This window comes from Sphingomonas sp. Leaf34 (assembly GCF_001421805.1).
Taxonomy (GTDB): Bacteria; Pseudomonadota; Alphaproteobacteria; order Sphingomonadales; family Sphingomonadaceae; genus Sphingomonas.
Genome location: NZ_LMLC01000002.1, coordinates 332,887 through 357,185 on the forward strand (window position 1 = coordinate 332,887; position 24,299 = coordinate 357,185).

Here is a 24,299-nt window from a genome sequence, read left to right on the forward strand (position 1 = left end):
CGCCGGGTTGCCGCCAGCGCCGCTACGGACAAGCCGTTGCGCGCGTGGCACATCTCGCACGCCCGCAAGCTCGTGAATCAGGGTTCGAAATCGTCGCAGTCCACTTCCGGCGCGTCACACGATCACCCGGGAGATCGATCCATTCCCGATCCGTAACGGTATCCCAAGAAGTTTGATGGTCGCTCCACGTCGGCGATTCGGTCCAGTTTACGCATCGAGCGCCAGCAACGCGAACGTCGCCAGCCAATGTTCGCCCATATAATCGTCGGCGAGATGCGGCAGCGCTTCCGCCAGATGCGCATCGGCGATTGCGTGCGCCCGCGCCGGATCCGGCAGCGCTTCGGCGATCGACCGCCAACCCCACGCGCGCGACAGGTTTACCCCATCGAGATGCGCGAGCCGCCCGTCCGAACGATCGCTGACGATCGCCGGTGCCTGCAGACACGCGGTCGCCGGCCCGAAAGGCTCGGGCAGGAACGCGCTCAGCCACCCCTCGAACGACGCCCCCACCACGTCGCGCATCAATACCGCCTCGCACAGGGTCGCCGACAGGAAATCCTCGCCGCTCGGCTCCCATGGCCGGCAATCGCGATCCGCCCCGAACCAGGCGCGCGCGCGCGCCTCGATCAGCATCGCCAGCGCGGTGTCGTGCGTGCGCGCCCAGCGCAGCGCATGAACCAGCGCGAACGCGGTACAGTCATGCTTGCCGCTCCGGACCGGATAGACGAGCTTCGGCAGATAGCCGGCGAACCGCGCCGCGAACGCGCGCGCGAGCGGCTCGATCGCCGCCGCCCAGCCGCGATCGGGTCGCAACGCCAGCTCGTCGTGCAGCGCCAGCAGCCAGCCCCACCCATAAGGGCGCTCGAAGCTCCCCGTCGTCGGCCGTGCCAGATAGGCGAGCTCGCCTGCCGCGCGGTCCGCCACCAGCATCCGGTCCGCCAACGCCTCGACCGCGGCCACCTCGGGCATCGCGGGGTACAGCCGGGCCAGCCGCATCACCTGCCACCAGCCATGCACGCAGCTATGCCAGTCATAGCTGCCATGAAAGATCGGATGCAGCGTCCTGGGCAGCGCAAGATCATCCGGCCCGCCCAACGTCTGGTCGAGCTTGTACGGCCACTCGCGCGTGAGATGCCCCAGCGTCAGCGCGGCGAACCGCCCCGCGGTCGCCTGATCCAGTGCGTGCGTCATTCGACTCCCCCAAACCCGCCGCCGCCGGGCGTCTCGATCACGAACACGTCGCCCGCGTGCATGTCGACGCGCGCGGTCGAGCCGAGCCGTTCGACGCTGCCATCGGCCCGCTCGACGCTCGCCGAGCCCAGCCCGCCGCGCTCGCCGCCGGCCATGCCGAACGGCGCGATGCGGCGGCGGTTGGCGAGGATACAGGCCGTCATGTCAGCAAGGAAGCGGACGCGTCGCGTACCGCCGTCGCCGCCATGGTGCGCGCCTGCTCCGCCCGAGCCGCGCCGGATCGAGAATTCCTCGATCAGCACTGGGAAGCGCGTCTCGAAGATCTCGGGGTCGGTCAGCCGGCTGTTGGTCATGTGCGTCTGGATCACCGACGCGCCGTCGAAGCCGGGGCCTGCGCCCGCGCCGCCGGCGATCGTCTCGTAATATTGGTGCACGGCGTTGCCGAAGGTGAAGTTGTTCATCGTCCCCTGGCTCGCGGCCATCGCGCTGAGCGCACCGAACAGCGCGTCGGTGACCACCTGGCTCGTCTCGACATTGCCCGCGACGACCGCGGCCGGATAGCGCGGGTTGAGCATCGAGCCTTCGGGCACGCGGATCGTGACACCGCGCAGGCAGCCGTCGTTGAGCGGCACGGCCTCGTCGATCAGCGCGCGGACGACGTAGAGCACGGCAGCGCGGACGATCGAGACGGGGGCGTTGAAGTTGGTCGGACGCTGCGCGCTGGTGCCGGCGAAGTCGACCTCTATCGTCGCGGCCGCGGGATCGACGCGGACGGCCACGCGGACGACGGCGCCGTCATCCATCTCGTACGCGAAATCGCCGTCATCGAGCGTCGCGATCAGACGGCGGACGGCGGCGTCGGCATTGGCCTGGACGTGTTCCATATACGCCGCGACGACGTCGGTGCCGTATTCGTCGGCCAGCCGCACGAGCCCTGTCGCGCCGCGGGTGCAGGCGGCGAGCTGGGCGGACAGGTCGGCGATGTTCTGGTCGATGTTGCGGGCGGGATAGCGGCCGGACACGAACACGGCGCGCAGCTCTGCTTCGAGGAACCGCCCCTCATCAACAACCAGCACGTCGTCGAGCAGCACGCCCTCCTCCTCGACCGAGCGGCTTTCGGGCGGCATCGATCCGGGGGTGATCCCGCCGACGTCTGCGTGATGGCCGCGCGCGGCGACGAAGAACGCAGGCGTATTGCCGTCCTCCGCGAAGACCGGCATAATGACCGTGATGTCGGGTAGGTGCGTGCCGCCACGATAGGGCGCGTTGAGCGCATAGGCGTCGCCGCGGCGTATACCGCGCCCGTCAGCGCTGCTCCCGCGCGCGTCGATGATCGTGCGGATGCTCTCGCCCATGGAGCCCAGATGGACCGGGATGTGTGGCGCGTTGGCGACGAGGTTGCCGTGCGCGTCGAACAGCGCGCAGCTGAAGTCGAGGCGTTCGCGGATGTTGACCGAGGCGGCGGAGCGCTGGAGGGCCGCACCCATTTCCTCGGCGATGCTCATGAACAAGCCGGCGAAGATCGCGAGCCGGACGGGATCGGACTCGGTGCCGATGCTCGCACCAACGCGCGGTGCGATACGGTCGAGGATGAGGTTGCCGATCGGATCGACGCGCGCGCGCCAGCCGGGTTCGACGATCGTGGTCGAAACGCTGTCGAGGATCAGCGCGGGGCCGTCGACGCCGTGCCCGACGGGGAGGCCTTCGCGCGCGAGGACCGGCGTGTTGTGCCACGCGCCTGCCATGTAGACGGGCGGGGTCGCGAGGGGGGCCGCGGGTGCGTCCGGGAAGGTGACCAGCGCGGCGTCGATAGGCGGGCTATCGGCGATCGCTTCCGCGACGATCCGGTCGGCGATCAACGGCGCGTCGCTGGCGAACCCGAACTGCGCGATGTGCGCGGCATCGAAGGCGGCGATCATCGCGGCCGGGTCGTCGAGATCGCGCTCGATCGTGTGATCGGTCTGGCCGCGACGCAGATGCACGCGGCGCTCGATCCGCACCGTGTCCGCCGCAACGCCCTGCGCCACGAGGGCATCGCGTGCCGCCTCCGCCAAGCCATCGAGCGCCTGTGTGATCGCGGCATAGTCCGCAAACGCCGCGCCCGAGGTCGCCTCGCGCAGGACGCGGCGATCGGCGAGCCCCATGCCATAGGCCGACAGCACGCCGGCGAGCGGGTGGATCATCACCCGGTCCATCGCCAGCGCATCGGCGACCAGGCATGCATGCTGCCCCCCCGCCCCGCCGAAGCACGCCAGCGTGTAGCGCGTCACGTCATGCCCACGCGCGACAGAGATCGTGCGGATCGCATTCGCCATGTTAGCGACCGCGACCGCGACGAACCCTTCCGCCGCCGCCTGCGGATCAAGCGGCAATTCCGCAAACCGCGCGGCGACCGCCTCGGCATCGAGCGGCGCATCGCCAGTCGGTCCGAACAGCGCGGGGAAGAATTCGGGGCGCACTTTCCCCAGCATCACGTTGCAGTCGGTCACCGTCAGCGGCCCGCCGCGGCGATAGCAGGCGGGCCCCGGCACCGCGCCCGCGCTCTCCGGGCCGACGATCAGCCTTTCCCCGTCATACCGGCAGATCGATCCGCCGCCTGCCGCCACCGTGTGGATCCGCAGCATCGGCGCGCGGATGCGGGCGCCCGCGATCAGCGTTTCGGTGTCGCGTTCATAGGTGCCGGCATAATGCGACACGTCGGTCGAGGTGCCGCCCATATCGAAGCCGATTACGTGCGCGAACCCGGTCTCGAGTGCGGTCGCAGCCATGCCGACGATGCCGCCCGCTGGCCCCGACAGTATCGCGTCCTTGCCGCGAAAGCCTGCGCCGTCGACCAGCCCGCCCGACGACTGCATGAACAGCGCCCCCTGTCCCAGCGCGTCGCTCAACCCCGCGACATAGCGATCGACGACCGGCGACAGATATGCGTCGACGACGGTAGTATCGCCGCGCCCGATCAGCTTGATCAGCGGCGCGACCCGGTGGCTGACCGAAATCTGCGTGAAGCCGATGTCGGCGGCGATCTCCGCCAGAGCCTCCTCGTGCGCAGTGAAGCGATAGCCGTGCATTAGGACAATCGCGACGGCGCGAAGCCCTCTATCGAATGCCCCCTGTAACCCTGCCCGGGCCGAGTCGACGTCGAGCGGACGGAGCAAATCGCCCGCCGCCCCGACCCGCTCGTCGATCTCGACGACCTGCGCGAACAGCGGCGGCGGGCGATTCACGTCGCGCGCGAAGATATCGGACCGTTCCTGGTGGCCGATCAGCAGCGCATCGCCGAACCCGCGCGTGATCGCGAGGGCGGTCGGCTCGCCCTTGCGCTCGAGCAGCGCGTTGGTCGCGACCGTCGTCCCGATCCGCAGTTCGAGGGGCACGTCCGCCCCGTCGGTCAGCCGCCGAATCGCCTCGACGGCCGCGTCACTATAGCGTTCGGGATCCTCCGACAGCAGCTTGGCCGTGACGATCCGCCCGTCCGGTTGCCGCGCCACGACGTCGGTGAACGTACCGCCGCGATCGATCCAGAACTGCCATGCGGTCATCGGTCAATCAGCCCAGAAAAGCGGTCATCCGTGCGGCGGCATCGGTCCACGCCACCTGGCGCTCGTCGAGCCACGCATCGTCGTAATAGGTACAGCCATAGCGGTCGCCGCCGTCGCACAGCAACGTGACGACGCTGCCGCTCTCGCCCGCCGCCGCCATCTCCGCGATCAGTTGCGCACACGCCCAGAGATTGGTGCCGGTAGACCCGCCGACCCGCCGCCCGAGCCGGTCCGACAGCGCGCGCATCGCGCCGATGCTGTCGCCGTCCTCGACCGCGATCATCCGGTCGATCACCGAGGGGACGAAGCTCGGCTCGACGCGCGGCCGCCCGATCCCCTCGATCCGCGACGCGCAGCCTTCGGGCAGCGCGGTGACCGAACGATCCTCGAAATGCCGGTGGAACACCGAATGCGCCGGGTCCGCGACGCACAATCTGGTGTCGTGCCGGCAATAGCGGATGAAGCGCCCGATCGTCGCCGACGTCCCCCCGGTGCCGGCGCCGCAGACGATCCAGGACGGGCACGGATGCTCCTCCTCGGCCATCTGCGCGAAGATGCTCTCGGCGATGTTGTTGTTGCCGCGCCAGTCGGTCGCGCGCTCGGCATAGGTGAACTGGTCGAGATAATGCCCGCCGGTCTCCGCGGCGAGGCGGTGCGAGACCGCGTAGACGGTCCGCGGATCGTCGACCATGTGGATCTCGCCGCCGTGGAAGCGGATCGCGTCGAGCTTCGGCGCCGCGGTCGTCGCGGGCACCACGGCGATGAAGCGCAAGCCCAGCATCCTGGCGAAATACGCCTCCGACACCGCGGTCGACCCCGACGAGGATTCGATGACCGTCGTCTCGGGGCCGATCCATTCGTTGCACAGCGCGTACAGGAACAGCGAGCGCGCGAGCCGGTGCTTGAGGCTGCCGGTCGGGTGCGAGCTCTCGTCCTTGAGGTACAGCACGATGCCGGGATAGCGCGGCAGGTCGACGCGGATCAGATGCGTGTCGGCGGATCGGTTATAGTCGGCCTCGATCCGCCGCACCGCCTCCGACAACCAGCGCCGGTCGACCCGCTTCGGCATTATTGAAGCCCGTGCCGGATCAGCATCGCGGTCGGCTCGGGATCGCGCCCGCGGAACGCGCGGAAGCTGTCCGCTGCGGGCCGCGTCGCGCCGCGCGCGAGCACTTCCTCGCGGAACCGGTCGCCGGTCGCACGATCGACGAGCCCCGCCTCGGCAAACGCCTCGAAGCCATCGGCCGCCAGCAACTCGGCATAGAGATAGCTGTAATAGCCCGAGGCGTACCCGCCTGCGAAAATGTGGCTGAACGCGTGCGGGAAGCGGTGCCATGCGGGCGGGAGGATCACCGCGACCTCGTCGCGCACCGCCTCGATCACCTCGATCGGGTCGCTGCCCATCGTGCCGAGATGCAGCAGCAGGTCGAACAGCGCGAACTCGACCTGGCGCAGGATGAACATCCCCGCCTGGAAATGCCGCGCCTTCACCATCCGCTCGAACAGGTCGGCCGGGAGCGTCTCGCCCGTCTTGTAATGCCCCGACATGCCGGTCAGCACGTCCTTGTCCCAGGCGAAATCCTCCATCAGCTGGCTCGGCAGCTCGATCGCGTCCCACTCGAAGCCATTGGTGCCGGCGATGCTCGGCCGGTTCACCTTGGTGAACAGCAGGTGGATGCAGTGGCCGGTCTCGTGCAGCAGCGTCGTGACGTCATTGTGCGACAGCAAAGACGGCGTCTCGCCGCCATCCGGTGCGAAGTTGCAGACGAGATACGCGACCGGTACCGCGATCGTGTTGCCGTCCTGCAACCGCGGCCGCGCCTGCGCCATCCACGCGCCGCCGCGCTTGCCGGTGCGCGCGTGGAGATCGAGATACAGCCCGGCGAACACCGCCCCGCTCTCGTCCACCACGTCGAAGAACCGCGCATCGTCGTGGTAGAGCGACACGTCGTCGCGCTCGACGAGCTTAATGCCGAACAAGCGCTGCATCAGCGTCTGCCAGCCTTCCATCACGCGTTCGACGGGGAAATACGCCTTCACCACCTGCGCATCGACCGCATAGCGATCCTGCCGCAGCCGGTTCGAGACGAAGCCTGCGTCCCACGGCTCGAAATCGGCGATGCCGAGCTGCTCGGCGGCGAACGTCTTCAGCTCGGCGAGATCGCGCTCCGCCGCGGGCTTCGCGCGCCGCGCGAGGTCGCGCAGGAATGCGATCACCTCGGCGCCATTGGGGGCCATCTTGGTTTCGAGCGACCACGCGACCGGGTCCGCGAACCCGAGCAGCTTGGCGCCCTCATGCCGCAGTTCGAGGATGCGCGCGATCCGGGCGCTGTTGTCGAATTCGCCCGCGTTCGGCCCCTGGTCCGACGCGCGCGTCGCGAACGCGCGATACATGCGCGCACGCAGGTCGCGGTTCTCGGCAAAGGTGAGTACCGCGTTGACGCTCGGCTGTTGCAGCGTGACGAGCCAGCCCGCGTGCCCCTTCGCCTTGGCGGCATCCGCGAACATCGCCTTGTCCGCGTCCGAAATCCCGGCGAGGTCCGCCTCGTCGGTCACCAGTTCGGACCACGCGTCGGTCGCGTCGAGCACCGCACTGCCGAACTCGTTCGACAGGCCCGACAGCTCGACCGAAATCGCGCTGAACCGATCGCGCGCCTCGGGCTCAAGCGCGACGCCCGACAGCGTGAAATCACGGATCGCATGCTCGACCGCGACGCGGTCCGCATCCGGCAGGCTCGCGAACGCAGGCGAGACGCTGAGCGCGACGAACACCTCGTACAGATCGCGATTCTGCCCGACCTTCATGTCGTTCTCGACGAGCCGCTTCTGCCCCTCCGAATAGGCCGCGCGCAGTTCGGGCGTGTCCGCCACGCCGTGCAGATGCGACACCGCCGACCAGATCGCGCCGATCTCGGTATTGGCGCGCTCATAGGGCAGCCACGCGCCTGCGAAATCGGTAGGCCGCGCGGTCGTCAGCGCCTCGACCATCGCCTCATGCCGCGCGATCGCCTCGTCGAGCGCAGGCGCGATCTGGTCGGGTGACAGTTCGGCGAAACGAGGCAGCGACAGCGTATCGAGAAGCGGGTTCGTCGGGGCAGTCATCGGAAATCCTTCAGCATTCGACGACGTTGACGGCCAGGCCACCAAGCGACGTCTCCTTATATTGCGAGCGCATGTCCTCACCGGTCTGGCGCATCGTCTCGATCACCGCATCGAGGCTGACGATATGGCGACCGTCCCCCCGCAGCGCCAGATAGGCGGCGTTGATCGCCTTGATCGCACCCATCGTATTGCGCTCGATGCAGGGAATCTGGACCAGCCCACCGATCGGATCGCAGGTAAGCCCGAGATTATGTTCCATGCCGATCTCGGCGGCATTCTCGATCTGTTCGTTCGTCCCACCGAGTGCCGCGACCAGCGCCCCCGCCGCCATCGAGCACGCGACGCCGACCTCGCCTTGGCACCCCATCTCCGCCGCCGAGATCGACGCGCGCTTCTTGTAGAGAAACCCGATCGCCGCTGCGGTGAGCAGGAAATCATGCGCACCCTTCGCCGTGGGGTCCTTGGTGAAGGTCTCGTAGAATCGCAGCACCGCGGGCAGCACACCCGCCGCGCCATTGGTCGGCGCGGTCACGACGCGCCCCCCCGCGGCATTCTCCTCGTTCACCGCCAGCGCGTACAGGCTCACCCATTCGAACACCGCGGACGGATCCGCCGCGGTGTCGCGCGCCTGCAGCCCCTCGAACAACGCCTTCGCCCGCCGCGGCACCTTTAGGCCGCCCGGGAGGATTCCCCCCTGCCGACACCCGCGATCGATCGACGCGAACATCGCGACGCGCACCGCGTCGAGGAATGCGTCGGTCTCGCTGTCAGGCCGCCACGCGATCTCGTTCTCGCGGACGATCTCGGCGATCGTCATCCCCGTGGCGTCGCCCGTCGCGAGCAGCTCGGCGCCAGACGAGAACGGCCGCGGCAACAGGATGTTCGCCTTCACCGGCCCCGACCCCGCCTCGACGATCGCACCGCCACCGATCGAGAAATAGGTTCGCTCGACGCTGCGTCCGTCGACGAACGTCGCGGTGAAGGTCACCGCGTTCGGATGCCCTGGCAAGAAGGTCTGCGCGTGGAACAGCAGATGCTGGCTTTCCTCAAAGCCGATCTCGACCCGCTCGGCGAGCATCAGCCGCCCGCTCGACCGGATCGCGGCCAAGCGCACCGGGATCAGGTCGGGATCGATCGTCTCGGGCTGCGCACCGCTGAGCCCCAGCATCACCGCGCTGTCGGTCGCATGCCCCCGCCCGGTCAGCGCCAGCGACCCGTACAGATCGACTCGCACCGCGACGGGCGTCTCGTCCGCGACCAAATCCGCGAACAGCCACGCCGCGCGCATCGGCCCGACCGTGTGCGAACTCGACGGCCCGATCCCGATCGTGAACAGATCGAGGATAGAGATAGCCTGGTGGCAATCCGGGCGTGCGCGGGTCTGCTCGTCTTGGCGATCGCGAATGAGTGGCTCCATCCACCGGCCCCTATCGCCTCGACCGAACGGAGGAAAGCGCGGACGTCGACCGCACCGGCCTGCAGCCCTGTCCGGCACCGTATCGCGCGGGTTTGCGCACGCGTTTCGCCGACAGCACCGATCCGATTGCACCCCCCGCACCCTTCGCCTATAGGCGCGGCCTATTCCGGCCTCGGCTTCGCGACGCATGTCACGTAGGCTGGGGCCGCTCGATTTTCACCGCTCGATTTCCAGGGGACCGCGCATGGCTCGCCGCCGCCAGATCTACGAAGGCAAGGCCAAGATCCTCTATGAGGGTCCGGAGCCCGGCACGCTGATCCAGTATTTCAAGGATGACGCGACCGCGTTCAATGCCCAGAAGAAGGGCACGATCAACGGCAAGGGCGTGCTCAACAACCGGATTTCCGAGCACATCTTCACGCTGCTCGATCATATCGGCGTGCCGACGCACTTCATCCGCCGGCTCAACATGCGCGAGCAGCTGATCCGCCAGGTCGAGATCGTCCCGATCGAAGTCGTCGTGCGCAACGTCGCCGCCGGCTCGATCTCGACGCGGCTCGGGATCGAGGAGGGCACCAAGCTGCCCCGCACGATCATCGAATATTACTATAAGGACGATGCGCTCGGCGATCCGATGATCTCCGACGAACACATCGCCGCGTTCGGCTGGGCGAGCCAGGAGGAGATGCACGACATCGCCGACCTCGCGATCCGCGTGAACGATTTCCTGTGCGGGCTGTTCGCCGGCGTCGGCATCCGCCTCGTCGACTTCAAGCTCGAATTCGGTCGCATCTTCGACAACGACTTTGGCCGCATCATCCTCGCGGACGAGATCAGCCCCGACGGCTGCCGTCTGTGGGACATGGAAACCAACGAGAAGATGGACAAGGACCGCTTCCGTCGCGATCTCGGCGGCGAAGTCGAGGCCTATCAGGAGGTTGCACGCCGTCTTGGCCTGCTGCCCGAAGGTGGCGACAATTCGGTCCTCGACCTCGAAAAGCATCGCAAGAACCGGGGCAAGTAAATGAAACTGAAGGTTTTCGTGACACTCAAGCCCGGCGTGCTCGATCCGCAGGGCCGCGCCATCCATCATGCACTCGGCAGCCTCGGCTTCGACGGCGTGCAGGACGTCCGCCAGGGCAAGCTGATCGAACTCGAGGTCGCCGACGATACCGACGACGCGACGATCGACGGCATGTGCCGCAAGCTCCTCGCCAACACGGTGATCGAGAACTACCGGGTCGAAAAGGCATGAAGGTGGTATTGTCATGAAGACTGCGGTCATCGTGTTCCCCGGCTCCAACTGCGACCGCGACATCGCCGTCGCGCTGGAGGCGGTGACCGGCGTCAAGCCGCTCATGGTCTGGCATGGCGACGCGGATCTGCCCGCGGATGTCGGGCTGGTCGCGGTGCCCGGTGGCTTCTCCTACGGCGATTACCTGCGCTCGGGCGCGATCGCCGCGCGCTCGCCGATCATGCGCGCGGTCGTCGAGCAGGCCGGCAAGGGCCTGCCCGTGCTCGGCATCTGCAACGGCTTCCAGGTGTTGACCGAAGCGGGACTGCTCCCCGGCGCGCTGATGCGCAACGAGGGGCTCAACTTTGTCTGCCGCGACGTCGCGCTGACCGTCGAGACCGCACAGTCGACCTTCACCTCGGGTTACAAGGCCGGCGAGCGCGTGTCCTTCCCGGTCGCGCATCACGACGGCAATTATTTCGCCGACACCGAGACGCTCGACCGCCTCGAGGGCGAAGGCCGCGTCGCGTTCCGTTATGCGGACAGCGTCAACGGCTCAGCACGCAACATCGCCGGCCTGCTCAACGACAAGGGCAACGTACTCGGCATGATGCCGCACCCCGAACGCCGCATCGAAGCTGCGCACGGCGGCACCGATGGTCGGCGCCTGTTCGAAGGCCTGATGGAAGCGGTCAGCGCCTAAATCGTAACCGTTTTCCCGCGAAAGCGGGGGCCCAGGATACCACCCCCAGCGCCCGGAACCCTGGACTCCCGCGTTCGCGGGAGAACGGACTGCGCGAGGCTCAAACCCGCGTCCGGAACGGCGAAAAGTCCGTCCCCTCGTCATACACGTCGACGCCCTCGGCGCGCTTGAGCCACCCCACGACCAGATAGGTCAGCGGCGTGAGCAGCACCTCCCACGACACCTTCAGCAGGAACTGGCTGACCATCACCATCAGCATCGCCTCGACCGGCCAGTCTGGCGCGCCGTAAAAGGCGAGCGGATAGAAGATCAGGCTGTCGAACGCCTGCCCCACCACGGTGCTGCCGATCGTGCGCGTCCACAGCATGCGGCCCCTGGTCCAGATCTTCATCCGCGCCAGCACGAAGCTGTTGGCGAACTCCCCCACCCAGAACGCGCAGATCGACGCAAGAACGATCCGCGGCACCTGCCCGAACACGGACTCGTATGCCGCCTGGCCGGTCCAGCCCTGGTCGGGTGGCAACGCGACGACGACCGCGGACATGAAGACCATGAACAGCATCGCGCCGAACCCCGCCCAGATGCAGCGCCGCGCGCGCGCGTAGCCGTAAACCTCGGTCAGGATGTCGCCGATCACATAGCTGACCGGGAAGAACAGGATCCCCGCGCCGAACGGCCACGCGCCGATGAACGGCAGGTCGATCACCGCGCGCTTGCCCGCGCCGATCACGTTCGACAGCAGCAGGATCGTGACGAACGCCGCCATCACGAAGTCGAAATAGCGAAACTGCGCGCCGCGCACCGCACTCGCGGCGACCGGTTCGAGGCCCTGCCGCTGTTCCGTTCCGATTTTCATCCGCGCTTTATGATCGAGGTTCCAAGCCCGCACAATCCGCGCTAGTCCTCGCCGCAGCGCGCGCCCGTAGCTCAGCTGGATAGAGCAAGGAGCTTCTACCTCCTCGGTCGGGGGTTCGAACCCCTCCGGGCGCGCCAACCGCCTTTCGCAGGCGAGACACCGCCCGCGCGCACTGTCCAAAACACCCTATGTCCTAGTCCTTCCCGATCATGCGCATCGCGTCCGATGACGTATAGATGCGCGAAAATCGAGATGGGTGCGAACCGTGACGCAAGACGAAACCAACTACACGCAGGCTACTGGCGAGGCGGACAGGCCCTATTTCATCAGCCGCGCGCAGTGGCATGAACATCGTGCGCAGCACGCGACCGACGATAGCATGCGATCGCTCCATCTGCGTTTCGCCAAGCTGTATCACGCGCGCGCGCTGGCCTGAACTGGTACATTCCGCTCAGGAAATTCGTTAGAAATACCAGGAACCTAGTAGCTAAAGCGGGGTTTATCCGTCCACACCGGCCGTATCGCAACGCCGGTCCTGGCAAGGTTGACGAAGCTTTATCAGAAGTCCGTCATCGGCCCGCGGCGCATCGGTTGCGGCGGGACCGATGGTGTGTGTCGATACGAGCTCAAACAGAGGTAATGACCGTGAACAAGGACGAATTCCAAGGCGGCGCACGCTACGTTGGCGGCAAGGTCGAAAAGGGTGTGGGCGATGTCGTCGGCAGCCGCGATTGGCAGGTCGACGGCATCGTCGATCAGGTCGCGGGCGGCGCGCAGAATCTGTACGGTCGTGCCAAGTCGGCGGTCGGTGACATCGTCGACGGCGCCCCCGAGCTTGCAGACAAGCTGAGCCATGAGGCACGGGACGTGGCGGATCGCGCTTCCGAGGCCGCACGCCGCGGGGCCCGGACCGCGCAGGATTCGGCAAAGGACACGCCAGTCCTCTGGGCGCTTGGCGCAGCAGCGGTCGGTTACGGCCTTGCGTGGTTCGTCCACGGTTCGCGCGACTGAGGCGTTGGCGACCCGGACCGCCTTGAAGTCGCTGCGCGACTCTGCCGATCTGATGCATCTTCGTCAGATCATTGCAGGGCTCGATGAGGGCGTCATCCTGATCGATCCCGATCAGAGCATCCTGTGGGCGAACACCGCCGCCCTGGAGATGCACGGCGTCGAATCGATGGCCGATCTTGGGGAAACCGTCGATGCGTACCGCGCGCGGTTCCAGCTACGCTACCGCAACAACCATCACCTCGACACCGCCGATTATCCGATCGAGCGGGTTGTCTCGGGAGAGGCTTTTTCGGAAGTCGTCGTCGAGGTGGCGGTTGCGGGCGAGGCTGAACCGCGTTGGGTTCATCAGGTTCGCAGTCTGGTCCTGACCGACGACAATGACGAGCCGGAATGTCTGGTGATGATCATCCAGGATGTCTCGGCACGGTTCGAAGCCGAAGATCGTTTCGAGCAATCGTTCAATGCCAACCCCGCACCCGCCGTAATCTGCCGGCTATGCGATCTTCGGTTCGTGAAGGTGAACCAGGGGTTCGTCGACATGACCGGTCACGCGCGCGACGTGGTTCTGGCGCGGACGGTCTATGACATCGACGTGCTCGAACGCGCGGAGCGGCGTGATCTGGCGAAGGAGCGCCTCGCAGAAGGGCGCACGATCCCCCAGATGGAGGCGGAGCTGGCGCTGCCGGACGGGACATCGAAGCTGGTCATCGTCGCCGGTCAGCCCATCGATATGGGCAACCAGCCCTGCATGCTGTTCACCTTCGCCGATCTCGAGCCGCGCCGGAAAGCCGAGACCGCGTTACGGCAAAGCGAAGAACGCTTCATGCGGACCTTTTCGCTGGCTCCGGTCGCGCTGGCGATCGGCACGCTCGACGGCCATCGCCTGTGCGACGTCAATGCGGCGTTTGCCGAGCTGACCGGCTATGCCGCATCGGACATCACCGACAGGCCGCTCGGCGAGGTCGAGCTGTGGGAGACCGCGGCGCAGCGCCATGAACTCGAGGACGAGATCGCTACGGGTCGCCCGATCCGCGACCGCGAGGTGCGGATCAAGCTGAAGGACGGCACGGTCATCGACGGCATCGTCTCGACCGAGCCGATCATGCTTGAGAACGAGAAATGCGTGCTTTGGGCAATGCGCGATATCACCACGCGGAAAACGTCCGAACGCGAGCTCGTCAACGCCATCGAGGCGGTGATGCAGGATACCAGCTGGCTCAGCCGCTCGATCATGGAGAAGCTTGCACGTATTCGCGCGCCACAGGTCGAGACGACGGGGGTCGGCCTCGGTGAGCTGACGCAGCGGGAGCGCGAGGTTCTGGCGCTGATCTGTCGCGGGTTGGACGACAAGTCGATCGCACGGACCCTGGATGTCTCGGCCAACACGGTCCGAAATCATGTTGCGCGGATTTATTCCAAGATCGGCGTGAACCGCCGCAACGCCGCCGCCGCCTGGGCTCGCGCACGCGGGTTCGATGGGGATTCGGTCGTCATTTCCAGTATGAAGGAGGCTGCGGCGTGACCGGCGACACCGACAAAGGCCGCGTCCGTCAAGCCAGGGGCTCGGTGCAGGAGGCGATCGGCAAACTGATCGGCGACGCCCATGTCGAGCAGTGCGGCGCTGATGAAAGCGAGGCCGGTGCGCGCGAAGCCGACGCGGCGGATACAAAGGCGAAACCCCCGCGCAGCACATCATCCGCTCAGTCGAGACCCGGTTCCGGTCCGACGCCAGGCGGCGCGCGCGGCGGTCGAAAGAACCGTGAACGCTGACGCCGATTGAGAGATTTCCGTTCAACAGGAGTGTTTATGATCAACAATACCAATAGCGGCTACGTGCCGGCGGACGACGTTCGCTATCCGAAGACCGTCACGCGCGTATCGTGGGGCGCGATCTTCGCAGGCGTCGTCATCGCGATCGCCGTGCAACTCGTGCTCGGCATCCTCGGCACCGGCATCGGCCTGAGCATGGTCGATCCGGTCGAGGGCACGACGCCGGGGGCGGCCGGGTTCGGTATCGGCGCGGGCATCTACTGGCTGATTACCACGGTTATCGCGCTCGGCGCGGGCGGCTACGCCGCAGCGCGTGTCGCCGGTGTCCATGATCGGTTCGATGGCCTGGTCCATGGCTTGGTCGTCTGGGGCGTGACGCTGATCCTGACGCTGTACCTGCTCACCTCGGCAGTCGGCGGTATCGTCGGTGGCGCCTTCCGCACTGTCGGTTCGGTCGCATCGGCAGCCGGTACCGGCATCGGTGCAGCCGCTCCCAAGGTCGCGGACGTAGCCGGTGTCGACGTCAGCGACGTGCGCAACGAAGCCGCGCAGTATTTCTCGACGGCACCGTCTGATCCCGCGCAGATGACGTCGGAGCAGGCGCAGAAGGAAATCGCCCAGGAACTGCCAGCGCTCGCCGCCGGTGGACAGGACGGTGTACGTGCCGAGAACCGGATCGTCGACATCATCGCCGCCCAGCGCAAGATCAGCCGTCCTGAAGCCCAGGCCCAGGTGAGCCGCGCCAAGGCGCAGTTCATCCAGAGCAAGAACAAGGCGATCGAAACCGCCAAGTCGGCAACCGACACGGCCGCCGGTGCCGCTGCAGGGACGTCCTTCACGGTCGTGATTGCACTCCTGATCGGTGCAGCCGCTGCCGCATTCGGCGCAACCGCGGCAACCCGTCGCCGCGTGTGAGCTCGCTCGGACGCGGCTGAACATCAGCCGCGTCCGACATGAGAAAGGGCGCTGCCGGGTGGACCCGGCAGCGCCCTTTTTTTTGTGCGGTTCAGCAAACCGCCAGCATGGTCGATCGGTCGAACGCCGAGCCCCGCTGCCAATCGGCGGACGCTGTCCAGTCCTCCCCCGCGACGGGGGGGCGGACATTTGCCGGACGGAAGCCGCGGAATGGACACTTGCCTGGTCCGCGTGCTTCGCTTTCGTCAGCTTCGGCGACACCTCCCGATGCCGAGAGAGGATCGTCAGATCGCGACCGTCATCGCGATCACGGCTTTACAGCGCCAGGTCGGGGCTCCGGTCCACCTTCACGCGCGTCGCTGCCGGTTTCGGTTGGGTCGTGACGAAGACCGCGGGCGACGCCACCGTCAGTTGCAGCGTCTCGGCGGTTGACGCCCAAGTCTGCGCGATCGCCTCGGGGTTGTCGTTCAGCGTGGTACCATAGCTCGGCACGATCTCGCGAATCTTGCCCTGCCATGCCGCCGTCGCGAGATGGTTCGGAAACACCTTCTTCAACAGGTCGAGCATGATCGACGGCGCGGTCGACGCACCCGGCGACGCGCCCAGCAGTGCCGCGATCGAGCCGTCCTTAGATGCGACGATCTCGGTCCCCAGCTTCAGCACACCACCCTTCTCGGGATCGCGCTTGATGATCTGGACACGCTGGCCTGCCTGCCACAAGCGCCAGTCGCCGTCCTTCGCGCCGGGGAAATATTCGCGCAGCGCGGTCATCCGGTCGGCATCCGACATGATGAGCTGACCTGCGAGATACTCGACCAGATCGAAATCATCCCAGCCGACTGCGATCATCGGCCGGAAATTGTCGAGCGTCACTGACGCCGGCAGATCGAAGTACGACCCTTCCTTGAGGAATTTGGTCGAGAAGGTCGCGAACGGGCCGAACAGCAGCGCCTGCTTGCCGTCGAGGTAGCGCGTGTCGAGATGGGGCACCGACATTGGCGGCGAACCGACGGCAGCCTTGCCGTAGACCTTGGCGAGGTGCGCCTGCGCGACTGCGGGCTTCTCGGTGACCAGGAACGAGCCGCCGACCGGGAAACCGGCATAATCGTCGGCCTCGGGGATCCCCGACTTCTGCAGGATCGGCAACGCGCCGCCACCCGCGCCCGCAAACACGAAGCGCGCGTTGATGATCTGCTTCTCGTCGCTCTTCATGTCGCGGGCGGTCACCCGCCAGCGTTTGTCGGCACTGCGTTCGAGCGACCGCACCTCGTGCCCGGTCGTCAGCGTGAAGCCGGGCTGCGCGGTCATCGTCGTGATATACTGGCGCGTCACTTCGCCCCAGTTGCAATCGGTGCCGAGCGGCGAGCGCGTCGCGGCGAGCTTCATCGCCGGGTCGCGGCCCTGCATCATCAGCGGCACCCACTGTGCGATCTGCTTGGGATCGGTCGAGAATTCCATCCCCGAGAACAGCGGACTCGCCTGCAGCGCGGCATGACGCTTGCGCAGGAACTCGACGTTGGCGTCGCCCCACACCAAGTTCATGTGCGGCGTCGAGTTGATGAACGAGCGCGGATTGGCGAGCATACCGGCGTTGACCTGATGGCTCAGGAACTGGCGCGTCACCTGGAACTGCTCGTTAATCTCGATCGCCTTCTTGATCTCGACCAGACCGTCCGCCGCGTTGACCGGCGTGTAGTTCAACTCGCATAGCGCCGAATGGCCGGTGCCGGCGTTGTTCCAGCCGTTCGAGCTCTCCTCGGCGACCTTGTCGAGGCGTTCCACCAGTTCGATCGTCCAGGTCGGTTCGAGCTGGTGAAGCAGTACCGCGAGCGTCGCGCTCATGATGCCGCCGCCCACGAGCAGCACGTCGACGTTGCGCTCGGCGGGGGCGGCATCGGCTTGCGCCATCGGCAGCATCGAGGCGCCGCCGACGACGCCCGCGCCGATCGCGGAGCCGAGCACGCCACGCCGGGTCACGCCCGTGCGTGTTTCGGAAAGGATATTGTCGTTCGAATCGCGGGGCACCGTCATACCTTCTCGTTGCGGTCTGGCGTCGCGCGCGTCCGACCATCGCAGATGGTTGGAGGGCGACGATCCATCACCGGATTATCGTTGCGAGTGCGCGCTGCATTCGGACCGACGCGGCGCGCCCACGACCGAGCGCAACCGCTGCTCAAAGTCCTCGCCTAATCCGTTGGGATTTTTGGGACGTCGCCATGCCATTGATAAACTGCGACTGTCCAACCTCTACATGACAGTCTTGCCAAGCTAACGCAAGGTTACGCCGGGCTTGCGCGCCAGTCGAAGCGATGGTGCCGGATTTCGTTGCCACTAAAAACGCTGCCGGAAAAGCCGGAAGGCGCAATGTTTTTGTGGCCGATCCGCGAGGAGTATGATTTTATTAGTCGGACATGAAACGTCTCGCGGGAGTGCAGGACATGAACTGGGCTGCAATAGTCGCATCGACACTTGCCATGGCGGTTGCCGGGCGTAGCGCGCCGACGCAGACCGCGGCGATGAGCGATCCCTATGCCGCGGATCGCGTTGGAATCGTCGCCGATCCCTGCCCGATCCACCCCAAGCCGGCGACCGGATTGGCGTGGGAAACATGGCGGCTGCACATGCTCACGCGGGATTTCGGACAGCTTTGTCGGTACGCCGCGCAGAATGCCGAACTGGCCGCGACAGGCGCGCGTGTGCGCGTCGTGTTCATGGGCGATTCGATCACCGACAATTGGATCGATGCGGACGCCGCGCTGTTCACCAACGGGCTCGTCGATCGCGGGATCGGCGGACAGACCACGCCGCAGATGCTGGTCCGCTTCCGCGCCGACGTGCTCGCACTGCACCCGCAGGCGGTGCACATCATGGCCGGAACCAACGACATCGCCGGCAATACCGGCGCCGCGACGATGGCAACCGTGCAGGGCAACATCGCGACGATGACCGATCTCGCCCGCGCGCACGGTATCAAGGTGATCCTCGCCTCGATTCCGCCCGCCGCCGCGTTCCCGTGGAGCCCAAAGATGAAGCCGGCGCCGCAGATCATCGCGCTCAACGCGTGGCTGCGTGGCTATGCCGCGAGGAACGGCTTCACCTATGTCGACTATCACGCCACGCTCGCCGGCCCGGATGGCGGGATGAAGCCGGGCTATGCCAGTGACGGCGTCCACCCGACGCCGCAGGGCTATGCGGCGATGAAACCGCTCGCGCTGGCCGCGATCACGAACACTCTAGGCCGGTAAGGACAGATCATGGATTTCAACAGACGGTCGGTTTTGGCCGGCATGGCGGCGCTCGGCACGGCCCGCGGAGCGGTGGCGCAAAGCCCAATGGGGCTTAGCGCAGGCCCGGTGCAGCCGACCTGGCCATCGCTGGTCGCGAACTACCGCTATCCCGACTGGTTTCGCGACGCGAAGCTCGGGCTGTGGTCGCATTGGGGGCCGCAGGCGGTGCCCGAGCAGGGCGACTGGTACGGCCGGCTGATGTATATCCAGGGCCATTCGGTCTATGATCATCACGTCAAGACCTACGGCCACCCGACCAAGACCGGGATGATCGACATCCAGAACCGCTGGACCGCGGACCGCTGGGATCCCGACGCGCTGATCGCCCGCTACAAGAAGGCTGGCGCCAAATACTTCGTGTCGCTCGCCTGCCATCACGACAATCTGGACTGCTACGACAGCCGCTACCACGCATGGAACTCGCTGCGCGTCGGCCCGAAGCGCGACGTCGTCGGCACATGGGCGAAGGCGGCGCGGAAGGCCGGACTCAAGTTCGGCGTCTCGAACCATGCCGCGCATGCCTGGCACTGGTTTCAGACCGCCTATGGCTATGACGCCGAGGGTCCGCTGAAGGGAATCCGCTACGACGCGGCAACGCTGCGCAAGGCGGACGGCAAGGGCAAATGGTGGGATGGCCTCGATCCACAGGAGCTCTATACCGGCGCGCACATCGTCGCGCCGGAGGGTATCGAGACGATGGCCGCGCTGCACAAGTGGCACGACGTCCATGACGGCGAATGGGTCGAGAACGGCCCGCCCAACGATCCGGCCTATGTCACGAAATGGCTGTTGCGCCAGACCGACCTGATCGACAAGTACAAGCCCGACCTGCTGTATTTCGACGATACCGAGCTGCCGTTCGGTCCGGTCGGGCTGGAGGCCGCGGCGGATTACTATAATCGCTCGATCGCGTGGCACGGCAAGATCGACGTCGTCCTGAACGCGAAGAAGATCGAGCCGGGGCATCGCCTCGGGCTGGTCGAGGACGTCGAGCGCGGTTTCACCGACCATCTCTGGGCCGAACCATGGCAGACCGACACGTGCCTCGGCGACTGGTTCTACAACATCGCCCGCCTCCGCGACAAAAGCTACAAGAGCGCGCCCGAGGTGATCCAGCGGTTGGCAGACGTGGTGTCGAAGAACGGCAACCTGCTGCTGTCGGTACCGCAACCGGGCGACGGCTCGATCGACAGCGAGGTCGAGCATATCCTCGACGGGATGACCGACTGGGTCGCGATCAACGGCGAGGCAATCTTCGGTTCGCGCCCATGGCGACGCTATGGCGAGGGGCCGACGATCGTGCCGACGGGGATGATGAACGAAGCGATGAAGCCGTTCACCGCGCGGGATGTTCGGTTCACGACGAACCGGGGGGCACTGTATGCGCTGTTCCTGGGCTGGCCCGAGGCGGCGGCAACGATCGGATCGCTGGCGCGGACGGTCAATGGCGGCGTGGTCGAGCGCGTGACGCTGCTGGGTGGCGGGATGATCGATCACCGGCAGGATGCGAAGGGACTGCACGTGACGATGCCCGCGAACACGCACGGCAAGTTCGTGCCTGTACTGAAGCTCGAAGGGCGTGGGTTGGTATAAGTTTGTCTTGGGACACGAGCCGGCGCTAGCAGCAATCCACCGTACGCTTGCCCGGCACCGCTCCCACCATCAGCCAAAGCGCATTGCGAGCGCGTATCCCGTTCTGCGCCACGCGCCTCCCTTACCACCCCGGCAAAGGCCGGGGCCAAACGGGTGACGTTGCTGGGGAGCGCGGCCGTGCATCATTGCCGCCTCTCCATTTGGGCGCCGGTCCGCACCGGGGTAGAAACCGGATCGCGCTGGGGGAATATGCGATCTGATTCCCAACCGCCAAAACGCGTATTCATTGACAGCTAGGCACCGCATACCCACTAGTCCGGCATGACCACCGCAGTTCCGTCGCCAGTGTCGTCGGCCACCTCGTCGCGCACCATTTCCCTGCCATCCGACTTGGCCGGCTATATCGACGATCTCGCGACCGCCGGACACGGCGACGCCACCGCGATCCTGCGCACTGCGCTTGAACGGATGCGTGACGGCGCCGCGACGGCGACGAACGCCCCCACGAGCGGGGCCCTGATCGGGGGCGGCGAATGCGGCATGCTGGTCCGCCAGCGCGACTGGAGCACGACGTCGCTCGGGCCAATTGACTCATGGCCTGCCGAACTCCGCGTCACGCTTGCCAACATCCTCAACTCGCCGGTGGCGAAGGTCGTGATGTGGGGGCCCGAGCACATCATGCTCTACAACGACAGCTATCGCGCCGTCGCCGGCGACCGCCACCCCGCCGCGCTCGGCAGCCCGGTCGCGACCGCATTCCCCGAAGTGTGGGACTGGAACCGCACCGTCCTTGAGGCGGGCTTCCGCGGCGAGACCATCGCCTATCGCGACCAGCCAATCCTGTTCGAGCGCCCGACCGGTCCAGAGACGCTGACGCTCGACCTATTCTACACGCCCGTCTACCGGTCGCACGCCGGCGTCGGCGGCGTCCTTTGCACGATGGTCGACAATAGCGGTCGGGTCGAAGCCGAGCACCGCCTCGCCGCCAGCGAAGCCGAACTGCGCCGCGTTACCGACGCCGTGCCGATGCTGATTGCGTATGTCGACCGCGATCACGTCTATCGCCTCGCCAACGCGCAATATGAGGAATGGCTCGGCGCCGACCCAGCGGCGATGACTGGCAAACCCGTCCGCGAGGTGCTCGGCGACTCGGCCTATGCGGATCGCCGCCCGTCGTTCGATCGCGCCTTTGCCGGCGAGAGCTTCACGTCGCAGGCGATCTTTCCCCATCACGACGGTCGCTACCGCCGGTCCGAGTTCCGCTACGTTCCACATGTCGCGGCCGACGGATCGATCCCCGGCATCTATATCCTCGGCATCGATGTCGAGGAGCGCGCCGAGCGCGAGGCGGCGCTCGGCATCAGCAATGGCCGCTTCCGCACGGCGATGGACGCCGTCCACGGCGTGCTCTGGACCAACAGTCCGGATGGCCGGATGATCGGCGAGCAACCTGGCTGGGCGGCACTGACCGGCCAGTCGATCGACGAATATCAGAATTTCGGCTGGGCCGACGCGATCCACCCCGACGACGTCGCGTCAACGATCAAGGCTTGGACCGCCGCTGTCCTCAGCAAGTCTATGTTCGTCTTCGAACACCGCGTCCGCCGTCATTGCGGCACGTGGCGCACGTTCGCGGTGCGCGGCCTGCCGATGTTCGACGACGCCGGCGAGGTGATCGAATGGGTCGGCGTCCACACCGACATCACGCATCAGCGCGCCGCCGAAGCCGCCTTGCGCGACCAGGCCGAGGCACTCGCGCGGCAGGTCCGTCACCGCGAGCGCGCCGAGGACCAGCTTCGCCAGCTCAACGAGACGCTCGAAGCGCGCGTCATCCGCGAGATCGACGAACGTCGTCAGGCCGAAGCCAAGCTCGCCCAGTCGCAGAAGATGGAGACCGTCGGCAAGCTCACCGGCGGCGTCGCGCATGACTTCAACAACCTGCTGCAGGTCGTGTCGGGCAATCTCCAGTTGCTCGGCAAGAACCTCGCCGGCAACGCACGCGCCGAACGCTGGGTCGAGAATGCGATGGCGGGCGTCTCGCGCGGATCGAAGCTCGCCGCACAGCTGCTCGCGTTCGGGCGTCGCCAGGCGCTCGAGCCAAAGGTCGTCAACGTCACGCGGTTCGTGCGCGGGATGGACGACATGCTGCGCCGCGCGATCGGCGAAGGCATCGAGATCGAGACCGTGGTCGGCGGTGGCCTCTGGAACACCTTCATCGACCCCGCGCAGATCGAGAACGCGCTCCTGAATCTCGCGATCAACGCGCGCGATGCGATGGAGGGCCAGGGCAAGCTGACGATCGAACTCGGCAACGCGCATCTCGACGACGCCTATGCACAGGGCCATGACGAGGTCGAGGCCGGGCAATATGTGATGCTCGCCGTGTCCGACACCGGCACCGGCATGACCCCGGAGATCATCGAAAAGGTCTTCGAACCGTTCTTCTCGACCAAGAGCGAGGGCAAGGGGTCGGGGCTGGGGCTGTCGATGGTCTACGGCTTCGTCAAACAGTCTGGCGGCCATGTGAAGATCTATTCCGAGGTCGGCGAAGGCACCACGATCAAGCTCTATCTGCCACGCGCGATGGAGAGCGAGGACGTCGAGGTCGTCGCCGATGCCAGCCCGATCTGCGGCGGCACCGAGACCGTGCTGGTCGTCGAGGACGACGACGAGGTGCGCGGCACGGTCGTCGAGCTGCTCACCGATCTTGGCTATAGCGTGCTGAAAGCTGTCGACGCGGCGAGCGCACTGAACGTCGTCGAGAGCGGCGTGCCGATCGATATCCTGTTCACCGACGTCGTGATGCCCGGCACGCTGAAAAGCCCCGAACTTGCGCGAAAAGCCAAGGAGCGCCTCCCCGATCTCGCGGTGCTGTTCACCTCTGGCTATACCGAGAATTCTATCGTCCATGGCGGCAAGCTCGATGCGGGGCTCGATCTGCTGTCGAAGCCGTACACGCGAGAAGCCCTCGCGCGGAAATTCCGCCAGGTCCTCGCCAATCGCCAGCGTTCGGGCGGCCCCGCCGCCAAGGCCGCGCGAGATGCGCGGATCGAGGCCGATCGCCGGCTCGACACGCCTGCCCGCCGCACCGTGCTTCTGGTCGAGGACGACGCGCTGATCCGCGCCAATACCGCCGAGATGCTGCAGGGCAGCGGCTTCGTCGTGGTCGACGCGGCGAGCGCGGAGGATGCGATGACCGCGCTCCAGACCGTCCCGATCGACGCGCTGGTGACCGATGTGAACCTGCCGGGCATATCCGGCCCCGACTTCGCGCGGACGGCGCGCACGTTGCGGCCTGGCGTCGGCATCGTCTTCGCGACCGGGGATGCCGCATCGGTGGCGGATCAGACCGACGCGATCATGGTGGAGAAGCCGTACGGGCTCGACGCGCTGGCCGCCGCGGTACTGGCGTCGCTCGGCGAAACCGCGCTTGCCGATCCGCTTCAGGCGACGATCCCCGCGAACCGCCTGACGGACGTCGAGTAGCGCATCCACGCGATATCCCCGACTGGGATAAGGTCAAGAACACAGCCTGGAGAAGGCATGGGCCGATAAAACCGCCTTCGCGTGTCGGCGCTGTCTTGCCTGGCGGAGCGAGATCGAGACTGCACGTCGGCGGGCCGATTGATCGCCAGCGCGTCCGCCCCATATCCGAGCCGAAGGTTGCGCTCCCGCGACCAG

The 24,299-nt window shown here is 66.5% G+C and carries 18 protein-coding genes and 1 tRNA gene; 12 read left to right on the plus strand and 7 right to left on the minus strand.

Annotated features, from left to right (window positions below; all coding sequences use genetic code 11):
* Nucleotides 1-207 precede the first annotated feature (207 nt).
* From ASF00_RS06885 to ASF00_RS06905, 5 genes are read right to left on the minus strand one after another with little or no spacing between them, the layout of a single operon-like run.
* Nucleotides 208-1,191: a DUF2891 domain-containing protein gene (locus ASF00_RS06885; RefSeq protein ID WP_055876174.1), complete on the minus strand. Its 984-nt coding sequence runs from the start codon at nucleotides 1,189-1,191 to the stop codon at nucleotides 208-210.
* Entirely contained in the window at nucleotides 1,188-4,730 is a 3,543-nt protein-coding gene (locus ASF00_RS06890) for a hydantoinase B/oxoprolinase family protein (RefSeq protein ID WP_055876176.1), read from the minus strand. The genes ASF00_RS06885 and ASF00_RS06890 overlap by 4 nt, the downstream gene beginning before the upstream one ends.
* Nucleotides 4,731-4,737: 7 nt before the next feature.
* Nucleotides 4,738-5,799, minus strand: a complete 1,062-nt coding sequence (locus ASF00_RS06895; RefSeq protein ID WP_200910489.1) for a PLP-dependent cysteine synthase family protein — start codon at nucleotides 5,797-5,799, stop codon at nucleotides 4,738-4,740.
* Nucleotides 5,799-7,832, minus strand: a complete 2,034-nt coding sequence (locus ASF00_RS06900) for a M3 family metallopeptidase (protein ID WP_055876179.1) — start codon at nucleotides 7,830-7,832, stop codon at nucleotides 5,799-5,801. The genes ASF00_RS06895 and ASF00_RS06900 overlap by 1 nt, the downstream gene beginning before the upstream one ends.
* A gap of 10 nt (nucleotides 7,833-7,842) precedes the next feature.
* The gene (locus tag ASF00_RS06905; protein ID WP_055876186.1) at nucleotides 7,843-9,249 is read right to left on the minus strand and encodes an L-serine ammonia-lyase; all 1,407 of its coding nucleotides are present in this window, start codon (nucleotides 9,247-9,249) and stop codon (nucleotides 7,843-7,845) included.
* 244 nt (nucleotides 9,250-9,493) lie between these two features.
* Between ASF00_RS06905 and purC the strand changes: the two genes are divergently transcribed.
* From purC to purQ, 3 genes are read left to right on the plus strand one after another with little or no spacing between them, the layout of a single operon-like run.
* Nucleotides 9,494-10,273 (plus strand): phosphoribosylaminoimidazolesuccinocarboxamide synthase, encoded by a 780-nt coding sequence (gene purC, locus ASF00_RS06910; RefSeq protein WP_055876188.1) that lies wholly within the window; start codon nucleotides 9,494-9,496, stop codon nucleotides 10,271-10,273.
* A complete protein-coding gene (purS, locus tag ASF00_RS06915) occupies nucleotides 10,274-10,504 on the plus strand; it encodes a phosphoribosylformylglycinamidine synthase subunit PurS (RefSeq protein ID WP_031439802.1) in 231 nt (76 codons plus the stop codon).
* Between the two features lie 13 nt (nucleotides 10,505-10,517).
* Complete coding sequence (purQ, locus tag ASF00_RS06920) at nucleotides 10,518-11,186, plus strand: phosphoribosylformylglycinamidine synthase subunit PurQ (RefSeq protein WP_055876191.1); 669 nt, start codon at nucleotides 10,518-10,520, stop codon at nucleotides 11,184-11,186.
* A gap of 100 nt (nucleotides 11,187-11,286) precedes the next feature.
* Here the strand turns inward: purQ and ASF00_RS06925 are convergent, their stop codons facing one another.
* The gene (locus ASF00_RS06925) at nucleotides 11,287-12,042 is read right to left on the minus strand and encodes a queuosine precursor transporter (RefSeq protein ID WP_082463264.1); all 756 of its coding nucleotides are present in this window, start codon (nucleotides 12,040-12,042) and stop codon (nucleotides 11,287-11,289) included.
* A 60-nt stretch (nucleotides 12,043-12,102) separates the two neighbouring features.
* On the opposite strand from ASF00_RS06925, the gene ASF00_RS06930 reads away from it, so the two are divergent.
* The 6 genes from ASF00_RS06930 (at nucleotide 12,103) to ASF00_RS06950 (ending at nucleotide 15,738) form a co-directional block, all read left to right on the plus strand.
* Nucleotides 12,103-12,179, plus strand: a tRNA-Arg gene (locus ASF00_RS06930).
* A gap of 128 nt (nucleotides 12,180-12,307) precedes the next feature.
* Entirely contained in the window at nucleotides 12,308-12,478 is a 171-nt protein-coding gene (locus ASF00_RS18325) for a hypothetical protein (protein ID WP_156348211.1), read from the plus strand.
* A 203-nt stretch (nucleotides 12,479-12,681) separates the two neighbouring features.
* Nucleotides 12,682-13,053: a CsbD family protein gene (locus tag ASF00_RS06935; protein WP_235525658.1), complete on the plus strand. Its 372-nt coding sequence runs from the start codon at nucleotides 12,682-12,684 to the stop codon at nucleotides 13,051-13,053.
* 22 nt (nucleotides 13,054-13,075) lie between these two features.
* On the plus strand, nucleotides 13,076-14,575 hold the full coding sequence (locus ASF00_RS06940) for a PAS domain S-box protein (protein ID WP_443024385.1): 1,500 nt from the start codon (nucleotides 13,076-13,078) through the stop codon (nucleotides 14,573-14,575).
* The gene (locus ASF00_RS18785; protein WP_055876194.1) at nucleotides 14,572-14,823 is read left to right on the plus strand and encodes a hypothetical protein; all 252 of its coding nucleotides are present in this window, start codon (nucleotides 14,572-14,574) and stop codon (nucleotides 14,821-14,823) included. The genes ASF00_RS06940 and ASF00_RS18785 overlap by 4 nt, the downstream gene beginning before the upstream one ends.
* Nucleotides 14,824-14,859: 36 nt before the next feature.
* On the plus strand, nucleotides 14,860-15,738 hold the full coding sequence (locus ASF00_RS06950) for a hypothetical protein (protein WP_055876197.1): 879 nt from the start codon (nucleotides 14,860-14,862) through the stop codon (nucleotides 15,736-15,738).
* A gap of 315 nt (nucleotides 15,739-16,053) precedes the next feature.
* Here the strand turns inward: ASF00_RS06950 and mqo are convergent, their stop codons facing one another.
* On the minus strand, nucleotides 16,054-17,769 hold the full coding sequence (gene mqo, locus ASF00_RS06955) for a malate dehydrogenase (quinone) (protein WP_055876200.1): 1,716 nt from the start codon (nucleotides 17,767-17,769) through the stop codon (nucleotides 16,054-16,056).
* 443 nt (nucleotides 17,770-18,212) lie between these two features.
* On the opposite strand from mqo, the gene ASF00_RS06960 reads away from it, so the two are divergent.
* The 3 genes from ASF00_RS06960 to ASF00_RS06970 all read left to right on the plus strand — a co-directional run bounded on the left by ASF00_RS06960 (nucleotide 18,213) and on the right by ASF00_RS06970 (nucleotide 24,104).
* Nucleotides 18,213-18,983 carry an SGNH/GDSL hydrolase family protein gene (locus ASF00_RS06960; protein WP_235525690.1) on the plus strand — a complete coding sequence of 257 codons (771 nt, stop codon included), beginning with the start codon at nucleotides 18,213-18,215 and terminating at the stop codon, nucleotides 18,981-18,983.
* A 9-nt stretch (nucleotides 18,984-18,992) separates the two neighbouring features.
* On the plus strand, nucleotides 18,993-20,618 hold the full coding sequence (locus ASF00_RS06965; protein ID WP_055876204.1) for an alpha-L-fucosidase: 1,626 nt from the start codon (nucleotides 18,993-18,995) through the stop codon (nucleotides 20,616-20,618).
* Between the two features lie 321 nt (nucleotides 20,619-20,939).
* Nucleotides 20,940-24,104 carry a PAS domain-containing protein gene (locus ASF00_RS06970; RefSeq protein WP_082463265.1) on the plus strand — a complete coding sequence of 1,055 codons (3,165 nt, stop codon included), beginning with the start codon at nucleotides 20,940-20,942 and terminating at the stop codon, nucleotides 24,102-24,104.
* Nucleotides 24,105-24,299: the final 195 nt, after the last annotated feature.

Coding starts and splice junctions, on each gene's coding strand:
- ASF00_RS06960 (WP_235525690.1), top strand. CDS start 18,213: ATGGCGGTTGCCGGGCGTAGCGCGCCGACGCAGACCGCGGCGATGAGC.
- ASF00_RS06935 (WP_235525658.1), top strand. CDS start 12,682: ATGACCGTGAACAAGGACGAATTCCAAGGCGGCGCACGCTACGTTGGC.
- ASF00_RS06950 (WP_055876197.1), top strand. CDS start 14,860: ATGATCAACAATACCAATAGCGGCTACGTGCCGGCGGACGACGTTCGC.
- ASF00_RS06890 (WP_055876176.1), bottom strand. CDS start 4,730: ATGACCGCATGGCAGTTCTGGATCGATCGCGGCGGTACGTTCACCGAC.
- ASF00_RS06970 (WP_082463265.1), top strand. CDS start 20,940: ATGACCACCGCAGTTCCGTCGCCAGTGTCGTCGGCCACCTCGTCGCGC.
- ASF00_RS06895 (WP_200910489.1), bottom strand. CDS start 5,799: ATGCCGAAGCGGGTCGACCGGCGCTGGTTGTCGGAGGCGGTGCGGCGG.
- ASF00_RS06965 (WP_055876204.1), top strand. CDS start 18,993: ATGGATTTCAACAGACGGTCGGTTTTGGCCGGCATGGCGGCGCTCGGC.
- ASF00_RS06905 (WP_055876186.1), bottom strand. CDS start 9,249: ATGGAGCCACTCATTCGCGATCGCCAAGACGAGCAGACCCGCGCACGC.
- ASF00_RS06900 (WP_055876179.1), bottom strand. CDS start 7,832: ATGACTGCCCCGACGAACCCGCTTCTCGATACGCTGTCGCTGCCTCGT.
- ASF00_RS06925 (WP_082463264.1), bottom strand. CDS start 12,042: ATGAAAATCGGAACGGAACAGCGGCAGGGCCTCGAACCGGTCGCCGCG.
- mqo (WP_055876200.1), bottom strand. CDS start 17,769: ATGACGGTGCCCCGCGATTCGAACGACAATATCCTTTCCGAAACACGC.
- purQ (WP_055876191.1), top strand. CDS start 10,518: ATGAAGACTGCGGTCATCGTGTTCCCCGGCTCCAACTGCGACCGCGAC.
- ASF00_RS06885 (WP_055876174.1), bottom strand. CDS start 1,191: ATGACGCACGCACTGGATCAGGCGACCGCGGGGCGGTTCGCCGCGCTG.
- purC (WP_055876188.1), top strand. CDS start 9,494: ATGGCTCGCCGCCGCCAGATCTACGAAGGCAAGGCCAAGATCCTCTAT.
- purS (WP_031439802.1), top strand. CDS start 10,274: ATGAAACTGAAGGTTTTCGTGACACTCAAGCCCGGCGTGCTCGATCCG.